This window comes from Streptomyces lothianensis (assembly GCF_047779955.1).
In the GTDB taxonomy this organism is placed as follows: domain Bacteria; phylum Actinomycetota; class Actinomycetes; order Streptomycetales; family Streptomycetaceae; genus Streptomyces.
This window is the reverse complement of sequence record NZ_JBLMKT010000044.1, coordinates 26,424-49,455: the sequence shown is the minus strand read 5'-3', so window position 1 is coordinate 49,455 and position 23,032 is coordinate 26,424. Positions and strand designations below refer to the sequence as shown.

The window sequence follows — 23,032 nt, the reverse complement described above, 5'->3', positions numbered from 1 at the left end:
TCCAAACTCACAACTCCTCCCCCAGGCTTCATCCGGGAGTTGCCCCCAGAGCGGGGAACCCCCCACCGCCCCGTTAGGAACCGGCCGTGGCCCTCGGTAACGCATCAGTACAACCGGACCTCGGCCGACGTTGCCGTTTCGAGCTCGTCTCGGGCGTCGAGGCCGTGCCGTACGCCAGACGGATGACACGTGAGCGCCTGACCGGCTGGGCGCTGTGCGAGGAGACCCGTGACCTGGCCGCTCTTGTCGTGTCCGAACTCGTCACCAACGCCGTGGTGCACACCGCGAGCCGCCGCATCGTCTGCGAGCTGCTGGACGACAACGCAGCAGACCTGCTGCGGATATCGGTCCTGGACGAGGGCTGCGGCCCGGACCGCCCCGCACCCCACCCCGCGCGGGACGCCGGCGAGGACCATGGGCGCGGACTGCTCCTGGTGCAGGCGATATGCCGTTCGTGGGGTACCCAGGAAGCAGGCCTCGGGCTCGAGGTCTGGGCCGATCTGCCCCGTACCGCGGCTTCCGAGGTGGGCTGAGCATGCGCGCGATGACCCTGGACCGACTCACCGCACTCGCCCGCCGCCTCAGTGACATCCCGCTGGAACTGCCCGACGGGATGCGCACCCAACTGGGCTGCGACGCCGTGGGCATGCCCGCGGAGCTCGGCCGGCAGGCCATGAGCCGGATGTCCCGGATCGGCTGTGTGTACGTCACCGGGGAACAGTGGTGGTGGATCGTGCCCTCGCACTCCCAGCAGTCCCTGGACTGGCCCGAACCGGTGCGCTACGCACCGCACGCGCTGGTGCCGCAGACGGCGAGCGGGGCACGGCTGATCCACCATCCGGGGCATGACGCCCCGTACACGCCGCCGATTCCGCTGTATCTGACGCTGTGCCGGATCACCCGGACGGTACCGGTGTGGATGCGGCCCGCCGAGGCGTAGGACCGGCTGATCCCTCGATTGTCAGTGGTGCCCCGTACCGTCTTTTCCAGTGGTCGCGAGCGCCGGAGGGGCGCCGGGCCCCCGACCCGGGGAGAGGTGTGGCATGGCGCAGGGGGAGCGTACGCATACGTATCTGGAGCTGTCCCAGGAGGGCGGCGGCGCGCACAAGTTCTACGAGGTGACCGTGGAGGGGACAGTCGTCTCGGTGCGCTACGGACGGATCGGCGCGGCCGGCCAGCAGCAGACGTCCTCCTTCCCGACGGCGGCCAAGGCACAGGCCGCCGCGGCGAAGAAGATCGGCGAGAAGGTGCGCAAGGGGTACGCACCGGCGGTCCAGGGGCAGCGCTCCCCGCGCCCGGTGACGCGCCGTCAGGTCACCTCGGCGCCGTCGAGCGCCCGCAGCGTGGCCCCGGTCCTGTGGCGCTTCCGCACCGGTTCCGCGGCCTTCGGTATCCATGTCGACGAGGACCGCTGCTGGGTGGGCAACCAGTCGGGCGATGTGTACACCCTGAGCCACAGCGGCGAGGTACTCGCCCGCTATGCGCTGCCGGACGGCGTCAAGTGCCTGGTCGCGGACGACTTCTGGATCTATGCGGGCTGTGACGACGGCAAGGTCTACGACCTCTCCTCGAAGCTCCCGTTCGCCGCCTACGACATCGCCCATGACGTGGACATCTTCTGGCTCGACATCCACGAGGGCGTCCTCGATGTCGCCGACCGCGACGGCGGCCTGACCGTGATCGACCACGAGGACGAGTACCAGTGGTCGCGCAGGTCCACCGGACAGCACGCCTGGATGGTCCGCGCCGACGAGCAGGCTGTCTACCACGGCCACCAGGACGGCGTGACGGCCTATGCGCCGGACGGCAGCGGCGAGTTGTGGCACACCCGCACTCAGGGCGGGGTGCTCTTCGGCTGGCAGGAGGACAGTTCGGTGTACGCGGGGACGGCCCGCCACACCGTGCAGCGGCTGTCGAAGACCACGGGGCTGATCGAGGCGACCTACCGGTGCGATGCTCCGGTCTACTCGTGCGCCACGTCCCCGGACGGCCGCCATGTCTTCGCCGGTGACAGCTCCTCCTCCGTGTACTGCTTCACCGCCGACGGCACCCGTCTGTGGAAGCTGCGCACCGGCAACGGTTCGGCGCTGTCCATGCAGTATCTGGACGAGAAGCTGTACATGGTGACCACGGACGGCTCCCTCGTCTGCGTGGACGCCTCGCCTTCGGCGATCAGCGCGGCCGAGTCCGGTTCCGTCCCGGCCGCCGTGGACGTCAAGTACTCCGCGGCGACGCCCACGTACACCCCGGCGACCACGGTAGCCGAGGTGCACACGGTGTCGGCGGCGCCCGCCGACGGTGTGGTGGTCGAGTGCGTCCAGGAAGGCTCGCGGCTGCGCGTCCATGTGCTCACGGACGGCTATGAGCCCTCGTGGAACGTGCAGTTCCCGCGCGGTATACGCCAGCCCGGCGCCCGCTATGTGGTCGACGCGCTGCACCCCGCGTCAGGCGGCTTCTACCGTGTACGGGGCGAGATACGGCGCTTGGTCTGAGCCGGCCCGTCACGCGCCGCCGCGCCCGGCGGCCTGCCCGTCCTCGTGGCCGGCGCCCTGCTCGACGGCGCCGGGCCGCGACCGGCCCTCCCCTGTCCGCTGTCCCGCCCCGAAGCGCCTGAGCAGCAAGCCGGCCGCTCCTGCCGTGAAGTAGATCAGGATCGCGTACACGGCACTGGGCACGGCGATCTCCGTGCTGTCGAGCAGCGAGGGGCTCATCGCAATGGTCAGGGAGAGGGAGGTGTTGTGCATCCCGATCTCCATGCAGGCGGCGACGCCCTGCGTATGCGCGGCACCGACCAGTCGGGCGGCGAGGTAACCGGTCCCGAGTGAGATGCAGCTGAACACGAGGGCGATGAGGCCGACTTCGGCCAGGTACTCCCCCACGTTGTTCCGCTCGGCGAGGAAGGCGGCGACGATCACACCGGCCAGGATCACCAGGCAGAGCGCCTTGACGGGCCGCTCGGCGCGCTCGGCGAAGCCGGGCCGCCGGGCACGCACCACCATGCCCACGGCGACCGGGATCAGCACCAGGGCGAACACCTGCAGCGTCTTGCCGAACTGCAGCCCGACCGTCCCGTCCTCGCCCGCCGTGTCCCAGTAGCCGACCGCCAGATTCACCACGAGAGGAAGGGTGAACACGGCAAGCACCGAATTGATCGCGGTGAGCGTGATGTTGAGCGCGACATCCCCGCCGAAGAGATGGCTGTACAGATTCGCCATGGTCCCGCCGGGCGAGGCGGCGAGCAGCATCATGCCGATCGCGGGAGCGGCCGCGAGCCCGAAAGCGTGGATGAGCCCGAAGCAGGCCGCGGGCAGCACGACCAGCTGGCATCCGAGCGCCGCGAGCACCACGCGCGGATACTCCCGCACCCGCCGGAAGTCCCCGATGCCCAGGCTCATCCCGAGCCCGAACATGATCAGCGCGAGCACGACGGGAACGAGGATGGTGACCAGGCCGGAATCCATGGGGGTCAGGGTGGGGGGTGCGGGCCGAGGAGTCCATGGCCACGGGCGGGCGGAGACCAAACCCTGAGCCGCGGCCGCCCCCAGGAGCCCACCGCGCCGTAAGGCCGGGCGCTTCACGCCGTTGCGGCCGTCCAGCCGCCGCCACGACCCTCGCGTCAGCCGTCGTCAGCCGTCGTCAGCCGGTGTCGGCGCCCTCGCCCCGCGCAGGTCCGCCGTCCGCCGGCGGGGTGCCTCCGTCCTCCGTCGAGGCCGCACTCCCGCTCTCCAGCGGTGGCGCGTCCACCACGCAGTACGTCTGGCACTCCGGATGGCAGGGCTCCGGCCCGCCCTTCACCGGCACCGGAGCGCGGAGCGTCAGCCACGCGAGCAGCGCACCGGCCGCAAGCAGCGCCGCACACAGCGGCATCGCCCGCCGGAAGGCGGTGTCGAACTCGACCGCCGAACGGTACGCCTCGGGGCCCATCCCCACGAGCAGCGGCAGCGCGGCCACCGCGACCAGGCCGGCTGCCCGGGCCGCCGCGTTGTTGATCCCGCTCGCGAGACCCGCCCGCGACTGGTCCACCGAGGCCAGCACGGTCGCGGTCAGCGGAGCGACCAGCGTCACCATGCCCAGGCCGAGCACGATGACGGCCGGCAGCACATCGAGTGCGTACGAGGCGCCGGGACCCGCCCGCATCATCAGGAGCATGCCCGCCGCGCACAGCAGCGGGCCGAGCGTGAGGGGGATCCGTGGCCCGATCCGCTGGCCGATCGCGCCCGAGCGGGCGGAGAAGAGCAGCATCAGGATCGTGGTCGGCAACAGTGCCGTGCCCGCGCCCAGGGCCGAGTAGCCCGAGACGACCTGGAGCTGGAGCGCGGCGAGGAAGAAGAAGCCGCCGAAGGCCCCGTACACACACAGCGTCACCACATTGACGGAGCTGAACCGGTGGGAGGCGAAGACGGACAGCGGCATCATCGGTTCACGGCTGTGCCGCTCGACGTACAGGAACGCCACGACCGCGGCGACACCCGCGACGGCAGATCCGATGACCACGGCGGAGGCGCCGTCGTCGGGCGCCGAGATCAGCGCGTACGTGAGGAAGGCGAGGGCGAGGGCACCGAGCGCCGCTCCCGGAAGGTCGAAGCGCCCCTGCGCCTGCCGCCCGTCCTTGGACTCGGGGACATGACGCAGCGCGACAGGCACGCAGACGGCGGCCAGGGGCACGTTCAGCAGGAACACCCAGCGCCAGCCCGGCCCGTCGACCAGCCATCCGCCGAGGAACGGCCCGACCGCCGCGCCCACCCCGCCGAACCCCGACCACAGGCCGACCGCGGCGGAACGGTCGTCGGGATGGAACGAGGCCTGGATCAGCGCGAGCGAGCCGGGCGTGAGCAGCGCACCGCCCACGCCCTGCAGGGCGCGCGCCGCCACAAGCACCTGGGCGTTGGGCGCGAAACCGCACAGCAGTGAGGCGGCGGCGAACCACACCACCCCGATGACGAACACCCGCCGTCGCCCGTACCGGTCACCGAGCGCCCCGCCGAGCAGGATCAGCCCGGCGAGCGCCAGCATGTACGCGTTGACCGTCCACTGCAGGGCGGCCAGATCCGTGTCGAGGTCCTCACCGATCCGCCGCAGCGCCACGTTCACGACGGTCGAGTCGAGGAGCACCATCGTGGAGCCGAGCACGGTGGTCAGCAGCACCCAGCGGCCTGCGGCGCTGCCGGTGCGGAGGGTGGCGGGGTCGGCGGCAGCTGCCATAAGCGGATTATGCGGTCACCCGGAGCCCGGGGCCACCTGCCGGGGCGGCGGCGTCCGGCCAGCCTTGAGGGCGGGCTTGAGGGCGGACTTACGGGCGGGCTTGCGGGCGGGCTTGCGGGCGGACTAGCGGGCGGGTGACCGGCGCGTACGCGATCCGGCCGTCAGCGCTCCGCCCTCATGACCGCCGCCTTGCGCGGCAGCCAGCCTGCTTGAGCTCGGTGTCCAGGGGGAGCACCCCGGCCGGCCCCGGAAGGAGCGTCTCAGTGGTGCGGGTCGTGGCAGCCGCTGTCCGTGTCGAGCCGGCAGAAACAGGAGGCCTCGATGGGGACGTCCGCCAGCGCGGTGGCGATCTTCAGCGGCTGGGCGATGACCTGCGCCTCTTCCGTCCGGCCCTGGCGTGCCAGGCATTCGTGGAGCCCGTGCAGGGACCAGACATTGCCGGGATGCTGCAGTGGGCGGGGCAGGGTGTCGTCGAAGCCGAGGTCGGCCCGGTACACGGCCTCGGCCTCGGTGACGCGGCCCTGCTCCAGGAGCAGGGCGCCGTACGCGTGCCGGGTGGGCTGCATCCAGCCCCACGGCTCGTCATACGGAAGGTTGTCGTCGAGGTCGATCGCGCGCTCCAGGGCGGCGAAGGCCTCGTCGACGGCGCCCTTGCGGTACTCCAGCTCCCCGTCGAGCATCGCGGAGGCGATGGCGAGGATGTCGGCGCAGGTGTTGTTGAACAGCAAGCGGGAGGCAGGGACGCGGGCGGTGGCCGCACGGAACAGGCGGCGTTCCTCCTCCGCCTCGGTGACGCGGCCGCTCGCGGAGAGCGCGACGCCGCGGGCGTAGTGCAGCATCGCGGTCGTCACGCTGTACAGCCGGGGGTCCTCGGGCAGCGGCAGGGCCAGGATGTCGGCCCAGCGGCCGAAGCGGATCAGCACGTGGACGCGCATCGCGACGAAGGCCTCGAGCCAGTCGGCCATGGGCGGGCTCTGCACCCGCAGCAAGTCCTCCGGGATGCACTCCTCCAGACCCTCGGCTGCTTCGAGGGCGGCCTGGAAGTGGCCGAGGAACATCGCCCCGTAGATCCGGAAGTGGTGGTTGTGGCAGCGGTAGAGCGTATAGAAGTTCATCGCTCCGGCCCGTGCCAGGTAGGTGCTGTCGGCGGCGACGGCGGCGGTGTTGTCGGCGACGACGCGGCGGTAGTCGCCGCAGAGCACCTCCAGGTGCGAGGGCATGTGGTGGAGGTGGCCGGCGTCGGGTACGAGGCCGCGCAGGCGGTCGGCGACCGGCAGGGCCGCCTCGGGCGCGGGCGACATCTCCATCAGGTGGATGTACAGGTGCAGGACGCCGGGATGCCGGTGCCCTGCCTCGGTGGCGAGCGCGCGGTCGAGGACGGCCTTGGCCTCCAGGGTGCGGGCGCCCTCGGCGGGCGTACCGGTGCGCAGGTCCCAGAGCTGCCAGGGGGTGAGGTTCAGCAGGGCGTCCGCGTACAGGGCGGCGATGTCGGCATCGTCGGGGGCGCTTTCGTGGGCGGCGCGCATCTGCCGGGCGTACGGCTCGTTCCACTCCGCGCAGTCGGCGACGGGCTCCGGCCGCGGGAAGCGGGCGCGTAGGGCCTCGATGAGGGCGGCTTCGGCGGGGGTCGCGTCCGCAGCGAGTTCGTGGGCGCGTTCGACGGCGGCGTGGGCGCGGGCGACGGTCGCCGCCAGGTCCTGTTCGTCGAAGAGTTCCCAGGGTTTGTTGTAGTTGGGGCCGAGCGCGTAGGCGATGCCCCAATGGGCCATGGCGCACCGGGGGTCGGCGGCCGCGGCGGCCTCGAAGCAGGCCACGGCCTCCTCGTGGTTGAAGGCGTACGACCACGCCAGCCCGCGGTCGAACCAGGTCTGGGCCCGGGGGACGGAGGTGGTCACGGGGCGGCGGTGGGAGCCGAGGTCGTAGTAGTCCGTACCGTCCACGTCGTCCGCAGTGTCCGCGCCGCGCATGCTGTCGCCTCCAGCGGTGGCGCCCGTGCCGTCCGCCGTGTCGGCGCCTTCCGAGCCGTGGGGGCCCAGCGTGTCGTCCATGGCGTCCATGTGCCGCTCCTCGTCCAACCGGATGGACTCCCCCTGCGCGAACCCCGCGGCGCCGCCGGGGCGGATCCCGACGGCCTGGCCGCGGACGGCCTCGCGTTCGCCATCGTCCCACTCGGCGGGCTCACCGCCACCCGGGCCGCACGGCCGGCCCGCACGGAACAGTTCGGCGCCCACCGAACCGTACGGCGGGCAGAATCGGCGTATGACACCCAGCGCCAGCCCCCTGGGCGCGAGCCCCCTGCCCGCCGGTGCAGGCCCTCGCGTCTCGCGCCCAGGGGCCTCGACCGCCCCGGAGAGCGTGTCCGCCGCCGGGCTCGCGGGACTCGCGGGCCTGCTCGCCGACCGTACCCGCGCCGCCATATGCCTGGCGCTGCTGGACGGGCGGGCCTGGACCGCCACCGAACTGGCGCGGCATGCCGGGGTCGCGCGGTCCACGGCCACCGGGCATCTACACCAGCTCGTCGCGGGCGGGCTGCTGAAGGATGCGCGGCAGGGCAGGCACCGCTACGTGCGGCTCGCGGGACCGGACACGGCCGAGATGATCGAATCGCTCGCCGCGCACGCGCCGCTCAAGGCGGCCCCGGTGCGTTCGCTGCGGGATGCCAACCGCCGCCGCGCCCTCGCGCACGCCCGCTCCTGCTACGACCATCTCGCGGGCACGGTGGCCGTGGCGATCACCGAGGCGATGACCGAGCGGTCGCTGCTCGACCTGGACCACGGCCCCTCGCTCTCCGAAGAAGGCAAGGCCTGGCTGCGGGCCATGGGCATCGACGACCTCCGCCCGCCCGGCTCCCGCCGCCCCCAGCTGCGCGCCTGCCTGGACTGGACGGAGCGCCGTCCGCATCTGGCCGGTGCCCTGGGCGCCGCGCTGTTCCGGCGTGCGCTCGACGCGGGCTGGGTGGTGCGCCGCGGCACGGCCCGCGCCGTCGAGGTCACCGATGCGGGGCGAGCCGTGTTCCGCGAGCAACTGGGGCTCACGGAGGAGGTGCTGTATCCGGCGGCGGACTGACCCCGGGGCCGAGGCGCACCCCTCCGAGCGTGTTGGCGAACTCCCCGTCCGGATCGGACCACTCGGGCCCGGGCGCGGGTTGCCAACACGCTCTCAGACCGTCAGGACGATCTTGCCGCGGGTTCGGCCCTCCTGGCTGAGGCGCCAGGCATCGGCGGCGTCCGAGAGCGGAAAGGCCTTGTCGACGTGGACGGACAGCTTGCCCTCGTCGGCAAGGTGGGCGAGGGCCGTGAGATCCGTGGCGGAGGGGCGCACCCACACGTAGTGGCCGCCCGCGGACAGCACACCCTCGCCGTCCGCGACCGAGGCGATCCGCCCGCGCCGCCGCAGCAGCGGCAGCGACTGCTCGACGGCGCCACCGCCCACGAAGTCCAGCGCCGCGTCGACGCCGTCCGGCGCCAACTCCCGTACGCGGTCCACCAGTCCTTCGCCGTACGTCACGGGCTCCGCGCCCAGCTCACGCAGGTACGCGTGGTTGCGCTCGCTCGCCGTGCCGATGACCTTCGCGCCACGGGCCACAGCGATCTGCACCGCGAGCGAGCCCACGCCGCCGGCCGCCGCGTGCACCAGCACGGTCTCCCCCGCCTCCAGGCCGATCCGCTCGATCGACTGGTACGCGGTGAGCCCTGCAAGCGGCGCACCCGCCGCCTGTTCCCAGTTCAGCGCCGTGGGCTTCTTCGCGAGGGCGCGCACGGGGGCGGAGACGAGTTCCGCGTACGTGCCGTTCTGCGCCCAGTCCTTGCGTACGTAGCCGAACACCTCGTCGCCGACGGCGAACTCCGTGGCATCGAGTCCGGTCCGCTCCACGACGCCGGCCACGTCCCAGCCGGAGATCAGCGGGAAACGCACCTCCATCACGGGGTCGAGGTAGCCGGCGGCGAGCTTCCAGTCGACCGGGTTGACACCGGCCGCCTTGACCCGGATCAGCACTTCGGCGGGTGCGGTCTTCGGCTCGGGCAGGTCCACGAGCCGCAGGTCGTCGGCGGATCCGTACTTCTCGAGTGCAATGGCCTTCATGACGTCCGGCAACTCCCAGTGGGTGAGGAACATTCCGGGGCGGCGGCAAATGGGGATGCGCCCGGCCGCACCCGGATACGAAGATGGGCACGGCCACCGTCTACAGGATCGGCACACCCACGCCGCCCGGCCACTCGGCGCACAGCCACTCGGCACACACCGCATACACCCGGAGGTCGTCATCATTCAGCGCAGCATCGCCGCCGCCGGACTGCTGAAGCCGCCCACGTACTCGCACGCGTCGATCGTGGAGGCCGGTACGCGCCTCGCGTTCCTCGCCGGATCGGTGCCGATGGACGCCGAGGGGAATCTCGTCGGGCCCGGCGACCCGGTCCGGCAGACCGAGCAGGTGCTCGCGAATCTGGAGGCGCAGCTGCGGGACATCGGCAGCGACCTCTCCCAGGTCGTGTACACGGACGTGTACGTGGTGAGCAGCGAGCCCGCGGTGCTCTCCCAGGTGTGGGAGGTGGTGGAGGCCTCGGGACTGGCGACCGGGGAGAGCGGCCCGCACTCCTCGACCCTGCTCGGCGTGGCCTGCCTCGGCTACACCGGCCAGCTGGTCGAGATCACCGCCACGGCCGTCGTCCCCGCATGAGCGCGCCCGAGCTGCGCCGGGCCACGGCTGCGGACGCCCCGGTCCTCGCCGAGGTCTGGCTGCGCTCGTACGCGGCGGCGCTGCCCGGGGTGCGTCGGGCACATACGGATGACGAGGTACGGGACTGGTTCCGCCATGTGGTCGTGCCCGTGCACGAGACGTGGCTGGCCGAGGCGGAGGAGGGGCAGGTCTGCGGTCTCCTCGTCCTCGACGGCCAGGAGCTCGAACAGCTCTACCTCGCCCCCGAGTGGCGCGGCCGCGGTCTCGGCGAGCGCTTCATGGCCCTCGCCAAGTCCCGCAGCCCCGGCGGTCTTTCGCTGTGGACGTTCCAGGTCAACACCCCGGCCCGGCGTTTCTACGCCCGCCACGGCTTCGTGGCGGGCGAGCGGACGGACGGCTCCCACAACGAGGAACAGGAACCGGATGTCCGGATGACCTGGACGCCTGCACCGGCACCGGCACCGGCACCGGCACCGGCACCTGCACCCGCGCCCCTGAGTCAGCTGCCTTGACTCCCCTCCCCATCGGAACCGGGCGTCCCGTCAGGACCGGACGGGACATTAGGGTCGGGGTATGAGTTCCGAGCCCTCCGAAAGCGGCAGCGTGCGGGTCGATGCCTGGATCTGGTCCGTACGGCTGCTCAAGACGCGTTCCGCCGCCGCTTCGGCCTGCCGGGCGGGCCATGTCCGGGTCAACGGTGAGCGGGCCAAGCCCGCGCAGCCGGTGAAGGCGGGCGACGAGGTGCGGCTGCGGGCCGAGCACCGCGAGCGGATCGTGCTGGTCAAGAAGGTCATCCGCAAGCGGGTGGGCGCGCCGGTGGCCGTGGAGTGCTACCAGGACAACAGCCCGCCGCCCCCGCCGCGCGATGCGATCGCCCCGGCAGGGGTACGCGACCGGGGTACGGGCCGCCCGACGAAGCGCGACCGCCGCGAGCTGGACCGCCTCCGCGGCCTCGGCTCCGGCGATCTGGCGGCGGCTCTGGGCGCCTTCGACCCGCGTACCGAGGAGGCGCCGCGGGTCAGGGGCGAAGGCCGGGCGGCTGGGGACAACCGGGGTACAGGCGGGGACAACCCGGGTTCAGGCGGGGACGACCGGAGTACGGGCGGGGACGACCGGCGGGCTTCCCGCCGCACTGACCGCGGCACGGACAGGCGCGGTGACCGCGGCACGGACAGGCGCGGTGCCCGCGCCACGGACCCGAAGGAGCGCCCCCGTCGTGCCCGCTGAAGCCGCCCGCACCCTGGTGACACCCCCTGTCCTCCCCCGCGGCACCCTCGCCGCCCGCCCGCAGCCGGAGATCCCCGCAGGGCACCTGCTGCTGCGTCCCTGGCGGCCGGCGGACGCTCCGGCCTTCTTCTCCGCGTACGAGGACGCGATGCTGAGGCGCTGGCACACCAACCGCCCCGCCTCCCCGGACCAGGTCGATCGCTGGTTCGTGCGTTATGCCGAGGACTGGACGGCAGAACGCGGCGGCCACTGGGCCGTGACCCGTGACGGTGACGAAGTACTCGGCCGGATGTCCTTGCGGAGACTCGACTTCGACGACGGCATCGGCGTCGCCGCGTACTGGACGCTGCCCGCCGCACGCGGACAGGGCGTGGCTTCGGCCGCGCTCCGCGCCCTGTCCGCCTGGGCCCTGGACGAGATCGGTTTCCACCGTCTGGAACTCGACCACTCCACCCGCAACCCGTCCTCCTGCCGCGTGGCGGCGAAGGCCGGCTTCGCGCTCGAAGGCACGAAACGCGCCGCCGCCCTGCACGAGGACGGCCACCACGACATGCATCTGCACGCCCGCATACGAGGCGACTGAGCAAGCCGGAAACCCGGTCCCGGAACGTTCCGGGACCGGGCCTGGGCTCGCTCACCAGGCCGCGCCGCGCTGCGCCGCGCCGCGCCGCGCCGGGAGCCTGCCCTCGCCTCACCGCGGGTTCACGCGCGCAGGCGTGCTCGCCTCAGGAGGCGCGTCGTCTGCGCCCGCTGGGTGCGGGCGAGCAGCGCCAGTGGTGCGATGAGGATCAGCGGCGTGTACCAGAACTCGCCGCCCAGGTAGGCGAGGCTGAAGCCGAACGCGCCGAGCATCAGGCCGATGAAGGCGATGGACGCGACACCGGACAGGAGCGGGATCAACAGGGCGACTCCGCCGAGCAGTTCGAGCCCGCCGATGGAGTACATGAACCAGTCACCGAACCCGATCCGGTCGAAGCTGCCGGTCGCCGACTCATGCGCCGTGAGCTTCGGGAAGGCGCTGGCGAGGATGAAGAACAGCCCGAGGACCACCCGAAGAGCGGTCAGCGGGAGCGCCGTTCGCCTGCTGCGCCGCACGGCGAGCGGGGAGGCGACGGTGGCGGACGTGGGGAGAGTGGCCTCGGACATGAGCTGCTCCTTGTAAGCGGGGTGCGCGCTTGTTCGCGCTGTCACAGGGGCAGACTCGGGACGCGGTCCGGACTCATCGGTGCGGGGCGGGTGGATCGCCGCGGTCCGGCTCGTACGGCGGGATGTCCCTGCCGGGCTGGAAGTGCGGGCCCTGGCGGATGTGGCGTAGGACGAAGACCAGGTCGACGGTGACGATCAGCCACAGGATCCCGCAGGCCACGGCCCAGCCCGTACGGCCCGCCAGCGCGAAGGCGATTGTGCCGAAGCCCGCCCACACCAGGCCCCAGAGCCCGAGCCAGAAACGCATCCGGAGAGGACTGCGTGCGGTCAGCGGCTCACTGCCTGTGCGCATCGGCCTTCACCTCCTGCGGCTCCGGGGCACCGGGGGCTCCGAGGACCCCCGAGGACCCAGAGGGCTCCGAGGGCTCCGAGGGCTCCGAGGGCTCCGAGGGCTCCGAGGGCTCCGAGGGCTCCCTTCCAGGATGCACCCAATTCGCTTGCCCGACCGTGGTGATCATGGGTGCAATGACCCCATGGCCAACGCGGAGCAGCGCCCGGCAGAGCACGCCGTGACATCTTCCACCGTCCGCATCGGGGCTCTGGTCCCGCTTTCCCCTCCCGGCTGGGTCGAGGCGGGCCGGCAGCTGCTCGCCGGGCTCCGGTTGGCGGCGCAGGAGGTCAACGAGAGCGGCGGGATCGGCGGAAGGCCGCTGGAGCTGCTCGTCAGGGACACAGCGGCCGATCCGCGGCGGGCCGCGCGGGCCGTGGCGGAGCTGGCCGGGCTCGGGGTGGCGGCGCTGGCCGGCGAGTACCACAGCGTCGTCGCGCGCACCGCCGCGACCAGCGCCGATGCGCTCGGCGTGCCGTTCCTCTGCTCCTCGGCGGTGCTTGATGATCTCACCGAGCAGCCGACGCCGTGGGTGGGCCGTATCGCCCCGGCGCAATCCCACGGCTGGCGGATCTACGCCGACTTCCTCCTCGACGCGGGCCACCGCCGTATCGCCGTGGCAGCCCAGCCGAGCGTGTACTGGGCCTCGGGAATCCGGATTCTGCGCGAACACCTCGCTTCCCGCGGCAGCACGGTCGTGGAGCTCGCTGCGGACGACGCCGCAGCGGTCTGTGAGGCGCTCGCCGCGCAGCGGGCGACGGTGCTGCTTGTGCTGACCGGCATTCCGGAGCCTGCGGTGTCCCTGGTCCGCTCCGTGCGCGCCGACCCGCGGCTGGCCGAGGTGCTGATCGGTGCCCCGGCCGGGCAGCCGGAGTTCGCCGGGTGGGGGGAGCTGCTCGGTGCGGACGGTGCCGGGATCCCGTTTCTGCGCTATCTGCCCGAGCGGCTCGGTGAGCTGGGCAGCCGGGTCACCGAAGCGCTGCGCGAACACCTGGGCTCGGCGCCCTCGTTCGTGGCGTACGAGGGGTACGACACCGTGCGCGTGCTCGCCGAGATGCTGCGCACGCAGGGTGTGGAGCGGGGACGGCTGGGTGCGGAGGCCTGGGCGCAGGTCTCGGTCGAAGGGACACGCGGGCCGCTCGTCTTCTCCCGTACGCCCGGGATCGGCGTCTGGCAGTGGGCCTGGCCGCCCGTGCAGATCGCCGAGCGTGATCCGGCGGCTCCGGAGGAGTTCCGGCTGCTGTACGGCGGCTGAGGCGGGAAGCAGCGCGCGGGCAGGGGGCATCCGGCCTCGTCGAAGCGGGGCGTCGGGGGTTGCCCGGCTTCGTCGAAGCGGGTGTTCAGGGGCTATCCGGCTTCGTCGAAGCGGGCCGCCGCCCGGTACTCCGGCTGCGGGTCGAGCGCCGCGGCGAGACGGAAGTGGCGCTTGGCGGGGCCGGGGCGGCTCATCCGCTCGTAGGTGCGGGCCAGTGCGAAATGCGCGAAGGCGTTGTCCGGCTCGCGCTCGAGGACGATGGAGAACTCCAGCTCGGCCGCCCGCAGTTGGGCGCCCGCGAAGAAGGCGCGGGCCCGCAGCAGGCGGGCCGCCGTGTGCTCGGGGTGCGCCTCGATCACGCCGTCGAGCAGTTTGATCGCGCCGCGCGGATCGCGTGCGTCGAGCAGCTGCTCCGCGGCGCGGAAATCGATGACGTCCGTCTCCGGGGTCCGTCCACGTCCGTTGTTCTCCGGCACGCCGTCGTCCTTCCGTTCGCCGATCACGTTCAACGCCCGTCGCTCCGGCGCTATTCCGTACGCCGCCTCCCGGTCCCGCACGCGTGCCCGCATCGGACCGTCGGACCGCGCGTACGCCCTGTCCGCCAACAGTACGTACGCTTCTTCGTGCCCTGCGGCGGAGGCTTGACCGGCGCGGCGAGCACGACCACGTCGGCGCCCCGGTCAGGCGCGCGCCGCGCGCGTCCGCAGTTCGTTCCAGACGGCGCGGACCTGGGGCTCCAGGGCGTCCAGCGGTCCGTCGTTGTCGATCACCAGATCGGCTGTCTCCAGCCGCTGCTCGCGGGTGGCCTGCGCGGCCATCCGCGCCTTCGCGTCCTGTTCGGTCATGCCCCGCAGGCGTACGAGACGGTCCAGCTGGGTCTGCGGGGAGGCGTCCACGACGATCACGACGTCGTACAGCGGGGCGAGGCCGTTCTCGGTGAGCAGGGGTACGTCGTGGATGACGACGGCGTCCTCGTCGGCGGCGCGCTCCAGCTCGGCGGAGCGGGCGCCGACGAGCGGGTGCACGATGCCGTTGAGCACCGCGAGGCGCTCGGGATCCGCGAAGACGATCGAGCCGAGGCGGGGGCGGTCGAGAGAGCCGTCCTCGGCGAGGATCTCCTCGCCGAAGGCCTCAACGACCGCGGCCAGGCCCGGAGTTCCGGGAGCGACCACCTCGCGGGCGATCCGGTCGGCGTCGATGAGGACGGCGCCGTACGCTTCGAACATTTCCGAGACCGAACTCTTGCCGGCGCCGATCCCGCCGGTGAGGCCCACCTTCAGCATGCGCCAAGCTTAGGGGTTCTTCTACGGGGTGGGCTCCCCGCGTCCCGCGAAGTGGACGTCCCCCGCCGCTCCGCGGCGGGGGTATGTGCCTTTTGGGGCCAACGCCCCACTCCCCTCTCGCGGGGGCTCCGCCCCCCTGCACCCCGGCACCCCGGCACCCCCTGAGGGTCCGCGCGTTAGTTGTCCGGGTCGCGGTCGGCCAGGAACTGTTCCAGTTCACGGCCGATTTCCTCGGCCGTGGGGATGTCAGCCGGTTCGGCGAGCATGTTGCCGCGAGTGGCCGCGCCCGCGGCCGCGTCGTACTGGTGCTCCAGGCCCCGGACCATGGAGAGCAGTTCCTCGTCGCCCTCCTGGATCTGGCGCTCGATCTCGTTCTGTGTGCGGTGGGCCTGGGTGCGCAGGGTGTGGGCGACCGCGGGCAGCACCAGGCCCGTGGCCGAGGTGATCGACTCCAGGACGGTGAGGGCCGCGTCGGGGTACGCGGAGCGGGCGATGTAGTGCGGGACGTGGGCCGCGACGCCCAGGACGTCGTGACCGGCCTGCATCAGGCGGTACTCGACGAGCGCCGCCGCGCTGCCCGGCACCTGCGCCTCGTCGAAGGGGCTGCGGTGCCCGGGCACCAGGTCGGTGCGGTTGCCGTGCGGCGTGAGGCCCACCGGGCGGGTGTGCGGGACGCCCATGGGGATGCCGTGGAAGTTCACCGCGAGCCGTACGCCGAGCCGCTCGACGACCTCGCGGACGGCCTGCGCGAACAGCTCCCACTCGACGTCGGGCTCGGGCCCGGCGAGCACGAGGAACGGCGCACCGGTGGTGTCCTGCAGCAGCCGCACCTCGATGGCGGGCTCCTCGTAGTCGATCCACTGGTCGCGCCGGAAGGTCAGAAGCGGGCGCCGGGCCCGGTAGTCCACGAGCCGGTCGTGGTCGAAGCGTGCGACGACCTGCCCGGGCAGCGCGTCGCTGATCTCGTCGATGATCTGCTCACCGGTCTCACCGGCGTCGATGTATCCGTCGAAGTGGTAGAGCATGACAAGTCCACCCGAGTCCTGCGCCAAGGCCATATCGGCCACGGCAAGCCCCTGGGCATCCCACTCGTACAAACCCTGTGCGTCGACCACAGTGACGTCCTCCCTCATATCCAACGGGAAGAACGCCCCGGGGCCGCCGGGCATTCCCCAACACCGGTACGGCTGCCCGGTCCACGAAGATCCACGCGGACACGAACGCAGCGAGGCCCGCGCCCCCAGTGGGGACGCGGGCCTCGGCAGCGATCAACTACCGCCTAGGGGCAGAGCTTCAGCTCTGGCCGCCGGCCAGCTTCTCGCGGAGCGCCGCGAGCGCCTCGTCGGAGGCGAGCGCACCGGAGTTGTCCGCACCCTCGGAGGAGTACGAACCGCCGCCGCCACCCTGGCCACCGGCGGCCGGAGCGGCACCGGCCGGAGCCGCCGCACCCTCGGCCTCGGCCTGGGCATCGGCCTCGCGGGACTTGATGACCTGCGCCTGGTGCTGCTCGAAGCGCTGCTGGGCCTCGGCGTACTGGGTCTCCCAGGCCTCGCGCTGGGCCTCGAAGCCCTCCAGCCAGTCGTTGGTCTCGGGGTCGAAGCCCTCGGGGTAGATGTAGTTGCCCTGGTCGTCGTAGGACGCGGCCATGCCGTACAGGGTCGGGTCGAACTCGACGGCGCTCGGGTCGGCACCGAAGGACTCGTTCGCCTGCTTCAGCGAGAGCGAGATCCGGCGACGCTCGAGGTCGATGTCGATGACCTTGACGAAGATCTCGTCGTTGACCTGGACGACCTGCTCCGGGATCTCCACGTGGCGCTCGGCCAGCTCGGAGATGTGGACCAGACCCTCGATGCCCTCGTCCACGCGGACGAACGCACCGAACGGAACCAGCTTCGTGACCTTGCCGGGCACGACCTGGCCGATCTGGTGGGTGCGGGCGAACTGCTGCCACGGGTCTTCCTGCGTCGCCTTGAGCGACAGGGAGACACGCTCGCGGTCCATGTCGACGTCGAGGACCTCGACGGTGACTTCCTGGCCGACCTCGACAACCTCGGACGGGTGGTCGATGTGCTTCCAGGAGAGCTCGGAGACGTGGACGAGACCGTCGACGCCACCCAGGTCCACGAAGGCACCGAAGTTGACGATGGACGAGACCACGCCGGAGCGGACCTGGCCCTTCTGCAGGGTGGTGAGGAACGTCTGGCGGACCTCGGACTGGGTCTGCTCCAGCCAGGCACGGCGGGACAGGACCACGTTGTTGCGGTTCTTGTCCAGCTCGATGATCTTCGCCTCGAGCTCCTTGCCCACGTAGGGCTGGAGGTCGCGGACGCGACGCATCTCGACCAGGGAGGCCGGGAGGAAGCCGCGGAGGCCGATGTCGAGGATGAGACCACCCTTGACGACCTCGATGACGGTACCGGTGACGATGCCGTCCTCTTCCTTGATCTTCTCGATGGTGCCCCAGGCACGCTCGTACTGGGCGCGCTTCTTCGAGAGGATCAGGCGGCCTTCCTTGTCCTCCTTCTGGAGGACGAGGGCCTCGATCTCGTCGCCGACGGCAACGACCTCGTTGGGGTCGACGTCGTGCTTGATCGAGAGCTCGCGGCTCGGGATGACACCTTCGGTCTTGTAACCGATGTCGAGCAGGACCTCGTCCCGGTCGACCTTCACGATGACGCCGTCGACGATGTCGCCGTCGTTGAAGTACTTGATCGTCTCGTCGATCGCGGCGAGGAAGGCTTCCTCGTTACCGATGTCGTTGACCGCAACCTGCGGAGTGGTGGCGGTGGTCTCGGTGCTGCTCGTCATGTGGGAAAGGGCTCCGGTACGGACATTGAAGTCGTAGGTACTGCTACGCCGGGAGCCGATTTCGCTCTGCAGAAGCCGGACAGCCTAGGAGGCGCCGATCCATGGGATGCACTGGCACCTCGAGAAACCGAGGGGACATACAACAGACGCGAGCGCAGCCTGCTAGGTCTGAGGAGCGCAGGCTCGCAGCGCAACTTGTAGCATACGGGGGCCGCCGGGCAGGGTCAATGCGCGAAGGCGCACACCCGGGGCGGATCGCCGCATTCCCGGCACAAAATCCGTCGCACGAGGCCATCGGGGTCGCTCGTACCCCGGTGGTCCGGTGTCCCGGAGGCCCGCCGTCGGCGGGGGAGCGGGTGCCCGCAGGCGCCTGAGCGACCCCACAGACCGTCAGATGCCACGCACCCTACGACGCTGGAGCCCGTCATCCAAGAGTCCGCAGACGACGCATTCGCAACCACGTCCACCGGTTCCGTCGACGACGAGTCCGTGGCCACGCGCCGCGATGCCGGCACCACGGAGAGCAGCCGGGCCAGCCGCGGCTGGTGGGACCGCAACGCCGACGAGTACCAGAGCGATCACGGGGCGTTCCTCGGCGACGACCGCTTCGTCTGGGGCCCGGAGGGCCTCGACGAGGCGGAGGCCCGGCTGCTCGGCCCGCCCGGGGCCCTGAAGGGCAGCGCGGTCCTGGAGATCGGCGCGGGCGCCGCCCAGTGCGCCCGCTGGCTGGCCTCGCAGGGCGCGCACCCGGTGGCCCTCGACCTCTCGCACCGGCAGCTGCAGCACGCGCTCAGGCTCGGTGCCGAGGGCATCGGCCTGGTGGAGGCGGACGCCGGGGCGCTGCCCTTCGCGGACGGTTCCTTCGACCTGGCCTGCTCCGCGTACGGGGCGCTGCCGTTCGTGGCCGATCCGGTGCTCGTGCTGCGGGAGGTGCGGCGGGTGCTGCGGCCCGGCGGCCGCTTCGTTTTCTCGGTGACGCATCCGATCCGGTGGGCCTTCCCGGACGAGCCGGGCCCCGAGGGGCTCTCGGTCTCGTCCTCGTACTTCGACCGCACGCCGTACGTGGAACAGGACGACACCGGCCGCGCGGTCTACGTCGAGCACCACAGGACCGTGGGCGACCGGGTACGCGAGGTGGCCGCGGCCGGTCTGCGGCTCGTGGACCTCGTGGAACCGGAGTGGCCGTCCTGGAACACCCAGGAGTGGGGCGGCTGGTCGCCCCTGCGCGGCTCCCTGATCCCGGGAACGGCGATCTTCGTCTGCGAGCGGGACTGAGCGGTCCCCGCGGCGGGCCGGTGCGAGCGGGACCGAGCGGTCCCGCCGGCAAGCCGGGTTGGCAGACTTGGCGGGTGACCCGTGCCGACGCCGCCCTGAACCAGTTGCCCGTCCGTCATGTGCTGCCCGAGCTGACCCGCGCCCTGGGACGAGCACGGCACCGCCGTGCTCTGTGCGCCGCCGGGCACCGGCAAGACGACCCTCGTACCCCTGCACCTGGCGGGGCTCCTGGGCGGCGCCCCGCGTCGGGTCCTGGTGGCCGAGCCGCGCCGGATCGCGGCCCGTGCCGCCGCGCGGCGGATGGCGTGGCTGCTCGGGGAGCAGGTGGGCCAGGCCGTCGGCTTCACGGTGCGCGGTGAGCGGAAGGCGGGGCCCGGTACCCGGGTCGAGGTGGTCACCACCGGGGTGCTGCTGCAGCGGCTGCAGCGCGATCAGGAGCTGTCCGGGGTGGATGTCGTGGTCCTCGACGAGGTGCACGAGCGGCATCTCGACGCCGATACGGTCGCGGCCTTCCTCCTCGACGTGCGTTCCACGCTCCGCCCCGACCTGCGTCTGGTCGCCGCCTCCGCGACCACCGACGCCGCGGGGTGGGCCCGGCTGCTCGGCACGGGCGAGGGCTCGGGCGAACCGGGCGGTGCGGGTGTCGCGGCCGGTACGGGTGGTACGGGTGGTACGGCCGCGGACGCCCCGGTCGTCGAGGCGCACGGCACGGCCCACCCCGTCGAGACGCTCTGGGCGCCGCCGCCCCGCCCCGTAAGTCCGCCGCACGGGATGCGGGTCGACCCGGCGCTGCTCACGCATGTCGCAGCCACGGTCCGCCGCGCGCTCGCGGAGCGCGAGGGCGATGTGCTGTGCTTCCTGCCCGGAGTCGGCGAGATCGGGCGCGTGGCAGGCCGACTGGGGGTGCTGGAGGGTGTGGACGTGCTGCAGGTGCACGGCCGTGCGCCCGCAGCCGTGCAGGACGCCGTGCTGTCCCCCGGTGAGCGCCGCCGCGTCGTGCTCGCCACTGCGGTGGCCGAGTCCTCGCTGACCGTGCCGGGCGTACGGATCGTCGTCGACTCCGGCCTGGCCCGCGAGCCACGGACCGACCACGCGCGCGGGCTCGGCGCCCTGACGACCGTACGGGCCTCCCGGGCGGCCGGACGGCAGCGCGCGGGGCGGGCGGGGCGTGAGGCGCCGGGTGCCGTGTACCGATGCTGGGACGAGGCGGAGGACGGGCGGCTTCCGCGCTTCCCCGCGCCGGAGATCTCAGTCGCCGATCTGACCGCGTTCGCGCTGCAGGCCGCCTGCTGGGGCGAACCGGATGCCGCCGGGCTCGCCCTGCTCGACGCGCCGCCGGCCGGTGCGATGGCGGCCGCGCGCAGGACCCTCGGCGCCGTCGGAGCGCTGGATGAGGCGGGCCGGGTGACCGCGCGCGGACTGCGTCTGGCGCGCCTCGGCCTGCACCCGCGCCTGGGCCGCGCCCTGCTCGATGGCGCCCGCGATCTGGGCACCCGGCGCGCGGCCGAACTCGTGGCCCTGCTCAGCGAGGAGCCGCCCCGCGAGTACGGCGACGACCTGGCCGCCGCCTGGCGCCGGGCCCGGCAGGGCGGCGACGGCTACGCGGCCCGTTGGCGCACGGAGACGAAACGCCTCGCCTCGGCCGCCGACAAGGCGATGGAGGACACGACCGAGGAGGCCGCGGAGCAGTCCATCGGGAAGCAATCCATCGGGAAGCAGCGCGTCGAGAAGCAGCGCGTCGAAGAGCAGCCCGTCGAGAAGGCCGGTCAGCCCACCGACGACCGCTCCCCCGCCCTCGTCACCGCCCTCGCCTTCCCCGAACGCATCGCCCGGAACAAGGGCGGCAAGGCCTGTCTCATGGTGTCGGGGACCGCGGCCGAGCTCTCCGAGGCTTCCGCGCTGTCCGGGGCCGCGTGGATCGCCGTCGCGGTCGCCGACCGTCCCGTCGGCTCGGCGCACGCGCGGGTACGGCTCGGCGCGGTGCTCGACGAGGAGACCGCGCTGCGGGCCGCCGCGCCGCTGCGCCACGAGGGCGAGGAGGTCGGCTGGGCGGACGGCGATGTCGTGGCACGAAGGGTGGAACGGCTCGGCGCGGTGGAGCTGCGGGTGCGGCCGATCCGCGAGCCCGAGCCCCGTCTCGTACGCACCGCGCTCCTCGACGGACTGGCCGAGGACGGCCTCGTACTCCTGAGGTGGTCGCAGAAGGCGGCACAGTTGCGGCAGCGGCTGGCCTTTCTGCACCGGCGGCTCGGCGAGCCGTGGCCCGCCGTGGACGAGCGGTCCCTGCTCGCACGCGCGGACGAGTGGCTCGAGCCGGAGCTCTCCAAGGCGCGGCGGCGGGCGGATCTCGCCCGGATCGACGCCGGGCAGGCGCTCACCCGGCTGCTGCCCTGGGCGGGCGGCGAGGCGGCGCGGCTGGACGAGCTGGCGCCGGAGCGGCTGACCGTGCCGAGCGGTTCGAGCCCGCGCGTCGACTACACGGACCCCGAGCAGCCCGTACTCGCCGTGAAACTGCAGGAGATGTTCGGGCTCGCCGAGACCCCGCAGATCGCGGGCGTACCCGTACTCGTGCACCTGCTCTCGCCCGCGGGCCGTCCCGCCGCCGTGACCGCGGACCTCGCCTCGTTCTGGCACAGCGGCTATCAGGCGGTACGGGCCGAGTTGCGCGGCCGTTATCCGAAGCACCCGTGGCCCGAGGACCCGGCCGGTGCGGAACCGACCCGCTTCACCAACGCGCGGCTGCGCCGGGAGCGCTGATCAGACGCCCGCCGGTTCGGGCTCGGGCTCACGGTCGCCGCTCTCCTCAGGGTCGTCACCGGGGCGACGGCTGCGCGCCTCCAGCCACAGGGCCAGGGCGAGCAGCAGGGCGCCGAGGACCAGGAATCCCCAGGGCAGATACGAGGTCATCAGCAGCACCAGGACCCGCTGCGACTTGACCAGCTCGACGGTGTCCCGGGTGAAGTCCTCGCGCATCTTCACATGGCCGTCGAAGACGGTGAGCTTGCCCTTGCCCGGCGCCAGGGCCTTCACGAGCGAGCCGCCGCGCATCTCCTCCTTGTGGATCTCCTCGCCGTACACGGGAGCGCCGGTGGTGGGCTCCACCCAGAACTTGCGGACCGTCGTGTACCACATCTCGGTACCGGTCCCCGTCAGCTGCTCCGGGTCCATGCCGCCGGGCATGACACTGGGGAAGTCGACCTTCTGCCAGGGGATCGTCTGCTCGAAGTAGTAGACGTTCAGACCGCGGAAGTCCTGCTCGCCCTTGAAGAAGATGGTGTTGGTCGTACGGCTGCGGGCGTCGAAGTACTTGTAGTCCCGCTTCTGGGTGAGGAACGGCCATTTGAACTCCAGGCCCTCCCGCTCGACGGGCTTGTCCGCGGCCATCTCCCCCTTCGCGTGGACCGGTTCGCCGCTGTGCGCGTCGAAGATGTACCGCTCGGGGATCATCGTGACCATGTTGCCGTCGGAGTCCTGGGCGTAGGAGAGCCCGTCCCAGACGACGACGTCCTTGCCGACCTTCTCCTCGATCTTCTCGGACTCCTCCACATTGCCCTTGAGCGTCTGCACGATCGACAGATCGGTCTTCTTGACGCCTTCGAGCGCGTCGTAGATGGTCGCGTCCTTCGCCTCCAGGACCATCACCTGGTACTGGTTCGCCGGCACCTTCGCGAGGCGCGGGAAGGCGTGGAACCGCAGCAGCGGCGAGAGGGCCGCGAAGAACACGGCGAACGCGAGCAGGATGAGGCTGGCCTTGCGGCGCATCGCGGCGG

22 protein-coding genes are annotated in these 23,032 nt (G+C 72.2%); 11 read left to right on the top strand and 11 right to left on the bottom strand.

Translation table 11 applies throughout. From position 1 onward, the window contains the following. Window positions 1–182: 182 nt before the first annotated feature. The 3 genes from ACLF6P_RS16270 (at window position 183) to ACLF6P_RS16260 (ending at window position 2,492) form a co-directional block, all read left to right on the top strand. Window positions 183–533, top strand: a complete 351-nt coding sequence (locus ACLF6P_RS16270) for an ATP-binding protein (RefSeq protein ID WP_415951035.1) — start codon at window positions 183–185, stop codon at window positions 531–533. Window positions 534–544: 11 nt separating this feature from the next. Then, on the top strand, window positions 545–940 hold the full coding sequence (locus tag ACLF6P_RS16265) for a hypothetical protein (protein ID WP_415951034.1): 396 nt from the start codon (window positions 545–547) through the stop codon (window positions 938–940). A gap of 103 nt (window positions 941–1,043) precedes the next feature. Next, window positions 1,044–2,492 (top strand): WGR domain-containing protein, encoded by a 1,449-nt coding sequence (locus ACLF6P_RS16260; protein WP_415951033.1) that lies wholly within the window; start codon window positions 1,044–1,046, stop codon window positions 2,490–2,492. Window positions 2,493–2,501: 9 nt separating this feature from the next. Here the strand turns inward: ACLF6P_RS16260 and ACLF6P_RS16255 are convergent, their stop codons facing one another. From ACLF6P_RS16255 to ACLF6P_RS16245, 3 genes are all read right to left on the bottom strand, one after another. Next, window positions 2,502–3,461 (bottom strand): bile acid:sodium symporter family protein, encoded by a 960-nt coding sequence (locus ACLF6P_RS16255; RefSeq protein ID WP_415951032.1) that lies wholly within the window; start codon window positions 3,459–3,461, stop codon window positions 2,502–2,504. Window positions 3,462–3,636: 175 nt separating this feature from the next. Beyond that, window positions 3,637–5,202 (bottom strand): MFS transporter, encoded by a 1,566-nt coding sequence (locus ACLF6P_RS16250; RefSeq protein ID WP_415951031.1) that lies wholly within the window; start codon window positions 5,200–5,202, stop codon window positions 3,637–3,639. Between the two features lie 260 nt (window positions 5,203–5,462). After that, a complete protein-coding gene (locus tag ACLF6P_RS16245; RefSeq protein WP_415951054.1) occupies window positions 5,463–7,169 on the bottom strand; it encodes a tetratricopeptide repeat protein in 1,707 nt (568 codons plus the stop codon). 292 nt (window positions 7,170–7,461) lie between these two features. Between ACLF6P_RS16245 and ACLF6P_RS16240 the strand changes: the two genes are divergently transcribed. After that, on the top strand, window positions 7,462–8,268 hold the full coding sequence (locus ACLF6P_RS16240; RefSeq protein WP_415951030.1) for an ArsR/SmtB family transcription factor: 807 nt from the start codon (window positions 7,462–7,464) through the stop codon (window positions 8,266–8,268). A gap of 93 nt (window positions 8,269–8,361) precedes the next feature. Here the strand turns inward: ACLF6P_RS16240 and ACLF6P_RS16235 are convergent, their stop codons facing one another. Next, entirely contained in the window at window positions 8,362–9,285 is a 924-nt protein-coding gene (locus tag ACLF6P_RS16235; RefSeq protein ID WP_415951029.1) for an NADP-dependent oxidoreductase, read from the bottom strand. A gap of 181 nt (window positions 9,286–9,466) precedes the next feature. Here ACLF6P_RS16235 and ACLF6P_RS16230 point away from each other — a divergent pair, with 181 nt between their 5' ends. The 4 genes from ACLF6P_RS16230 (at window position 9,467) to ACLF6P_RS16215 (ending at window position 11,690) form a co-directional block, all read left to right on the top strand. Further along, window positions 9,467–9,880, top strand: a complete 414-nt coding sequence (locus ACLF6P_RS16230) for a RidA family protein (RefSeq protein WP_415951053.1) — start codon at window positions 9,467–9,469, stop codon at window positions 9,878–9,880. Next, window positions 9,877–10,392, top strand: coding sequence for a GNAT family N-acetyltransferase (locus ACLF6P_RS16225; RefSeq protein ID WP_415951028.1), 516 nt, complete (start codon window positions 9,877–9,879; stop codon window positions 10,390–10,392). Before ACLF6P_RS16230 ends, ACLF6P_RS16225 begins: the two co-directional genes overlap by 4 nt. A gap of 61 nt (window positions 10,393–10,453) precedes the next feature. Beyond that, a complete protein-coding gene (locus tag ACLF6P_RS16220; protein ID WP_415951027.1) occupies window positions 10,454–11,107 on the top strand; it encodes an RNA-binding S4 domain-containing protein in 654 nt (217 codons plus the stop codon). Further along, window positions 11,097–11,690, top strand: coding sequence for a GNAT family N-acetyltransferase (locus ACLF6P_RS16215; RefSeq protein ID WP_415951026.1), 594 nt, complete (start codon window positions 11,097–11,099; stop codon window positions 11,688–11,690). The genes ACLF6P_RS16220 and ACLF6P_RS16215 overlap by 11 nt, the downstream gene beginning before the upstream one ends. A gap of 119 nt (window positions 11,691–11,809) precedes the next feature. Here the strand turns inward: ACLF6P_RS16215 and ACLF6P_RS16210 are convergent, their stop codons facing one another. Beyond that, the gene (locus tag ACLF6P_RS16210; RefSeq protein ID WP_415951025.1) at window positions 11,810–12,253 is read right to left on the bottom strand and encodes a DoxX family protein; all 444 of its coding nucleotides are present in this window, start codon (window positions 12,251–12,253) and stop codon (window positions 11,810–11,812) included. Window positions 12,254–12,326: 73 nt separating this feature from the next. Further along, entirely contained in the window at window positions 12,327–12,605 is a 279-nt protein-coding gene (locus ACLF6P_RS16205) for a DUF6343 family protein (protein ID WP_415951024.1), read from the bottom strand. A 181-nt stretch (window positions 12,606–12,786) separates the two neighbouring features. On the opposite strand from ACLF6P_RS16205, the gene ACLF6P_RS16200 reads away from it, so the two are divergent. Next, window positions 12,787–13,896, top strand: coding sequence for an ABC transporter substrate-binding protein (locus tag ACLF6P_RS16200; protein WP_415951023.1), 1,110 nt, complete (start codon window positions 12,787–12,789; stop codon window positions 13,894–13,896). Window positions 13,897–13,988: 92 nt separating this feature from the next. Here the strand turns inward: ACLF6P_RS16200 and ACLF6P_RS16195 are convergent, their stop codons facing one another. From ACLF6P_RS16195 to rpsA, 4 genes are all read right to left on the bottom strand, one after another. After that, a complete protein-coding gene (locus ACLF6P_RS16195; protein ID WP_415951022.1) occupies window positions 13,989–14,372 on the bottom strand; it encodes a tetratricopeptide repeat protein in 384 nt (127 codons plus the stop codon). A 204-nt stretch (window positions 14,373–14,576) separates the two neighbouring features. Beyond that, the gene (coaE, locus tag ACLF6P_RS16190; RefSeq protein WP_415951021.1) at window positions 14,577–15,179 is read right to left on the bottom strand and encodes a dephospho-CoA kinase; all 603 of its coding nucleotides are present in this window, start codon (window positions 15,177–15,179) and stop codon (window positions 14,577–14,579) included. Window positions 15,180–15,355: 176 nt separating this feature from the next. After that, window positions 15,356–16,294, bottom strand: a complete 939-nt coding sequence (locus tag ACLF6P_RS16185; protein ID WP_415951020.1) for a PAC2 family protein — start codon at window positions 16,292–16,294, stop codon at window positions 15,356–15,358. Between the two features lie 178 nt (window positions 16,295–16,472). Further along, window positions 16,473–17,987 carry a 30S ribosomal protein S1 gene (gene rpsA / locus ACLF6P_RS16180; protein ID WP_415951019.1) on the bottom strand — a complete coding sequence of 505 codons (1,515 nt, stop codon included), beginning with the start codon at window positions 17,985–17,987 and terminating at the stop codon, window positions 16,473–16,475. 426 nt (window positions 17,988–18,413) lie between these two features. Between rpsA and ACLF6P_RS16175 the strand changes: the two genes are divergently transcribed. After that, a complete protein-coding gene (locus ACLF6P_RS16175) occupies window positions 18,414–19,262 on the top strand; it encodes a class I SAM-dependent methyltransferase (RefSeq protein WP_415951052.1) in 849 nt (282 codons plus the stop codon). 165 nt (window positions 19,263–19,427) lie between these two features. Next, complete coding sequence (locus ACLF6P_RS16170) at window positions 19,428–22,019, top strand: ATP-dependent RNA helicase (protein ID WP_415951018.1); 2,592 nt, start codon at window positions 19,428–19,430, stop codon at window positions 22,017–22,019. Here ACLF6P_RS16170 and ACLF6P_RS16165 read toward each other — a convergent pair whose 3' ends face one another. After that, window positions 22,020–23,024: a cell envelope lipid trafficking protein PgfA gene (locus ACLF6P_RS16165; RefSeq protein ID WP_415951017.1), complete on the bottom strand. Its 1,005-nt coding sequence runs from the start codon at window positions 23,022–23,024 to the stop codon at window positions 22,020–22,022. Window positions 23,025–23,032: the final 8 nt, after the last annotated feature.

Bases quoted from the DNA above. Each gene is read 5' to 3' on its own strand.
- ACLF6P_RS16200 (WP_415951023.1), top strand. From the start codon at position 12,787: ATGGCCAACGCGGAGCAGCGCCCGGCAGAGCACGCCGTGACATCTTCC.
- ACLF6P_RS16265 (WP_415951034.1), top strand. From the start codon at position 545: ATGACCCTGGACCGACTCACCGCACTCGCCCGCCGCCTCAGTGACATC.
- ACLF6P_RS16260 (WP_415951033.1), top strand. From the start codon at position 1,044: ATGGCGCAGGGGGAGCGTACGCATACGTATCTGGAGCTGTCCCAGGAG.
- ACLF6P_RS16220 (WP_415951027.1), top strand. From the start codon at position 10,454: ATGAGTTCCGAGCCCTCCGAAAGCGGCAGCGTGCGGGTCGATGCCTGG.
- ACLF6P_RS16240 (WP_415951030.1), top strand. From the start codon at position 7,462: ATGACACCCAGCGCCAGCCCCCTGGGCGCGAGCCCCCTGCCCGCCGGT.
- ACLF6P_RS16255 (WP_415951032.1), bottom strand. From the start codon at position 3,461: ATGGATTCCGGCCTGGTCACCATCCTCGTTCCCGTCGTGCTCGCGCTG.
- ACLF6P_RS16210 (WP_415951025.1), bottom strand. From the start codon at position 12,253: ATGTCCGAGGCCACTCTCCCCACGTCCGCCACCGTCGCCTCCCCGCTC.
- ACLF6P_RS16235 (WP_415951029.1), bottom strand. From the start codon at position 9,285: ATGAAGGCCATTGCACTCGAGAAGTACGGATCCGCCGACGACCTGCGG.
- ACLF6P_RS16165 (WP_415951017.1), bottom strand. From the start codon at position 23,024: ATGCGCCGCAAGGCCAGCCTCATCCTGCTCGCGTTCGCCGTGTTCTTC.
- ACLF6P_RS16245 (WP_415951054.1), bottom strand. From the start codon at position 7,169: ATGCGCGGCGCGGACACTGCGGACGACGTGGACGGTACGGACTACTAC.
- coaE (WP_415951021.1), bottom strand. From the start codon at position 15,179: ATGCTGAAGGTGGGCCTCACCGGCGGGATCGGCGCCGGCAAGAGTTCG.
- ACLF6P_RS16250 (WP_415951031.1), bottom strand. From the start codon at position 5,202: ATGGCAGCTGCCGCCGACCCCGCCACCCTCCGCACCGGCAGCGCCGCA.
- ACLF6P_RS16205 (WP_415951024.1), bottom strand. From the start codon at position 12,605: ATGCGCACAGGCAGTGAGCCGCTGACCGCACGCAGTCCTCTCCGGATG.
- rpsA (WP_415951019.1), bottom strand. From the start codon at position 17,987: ATGACGAGCAGCACCGAGACCACCGCCACCACTCCGCAGGTTGCGGTC.
- ACLF6P_RS16270 (WP_415951035.1), top strand. From the start codon at position 183: ATGACACGTGAGCGCCTGACCGGCTGGGCGCTGTGCGAGGAGACCCGT.
- ACLF6P_RS16225 (WP_415951028.1), top strand. From the start codon at position 9,877: ATGAGCGCGCCCGAGCTGCGCCGGGCCACGGCTGCGGACGCCCCGGTC.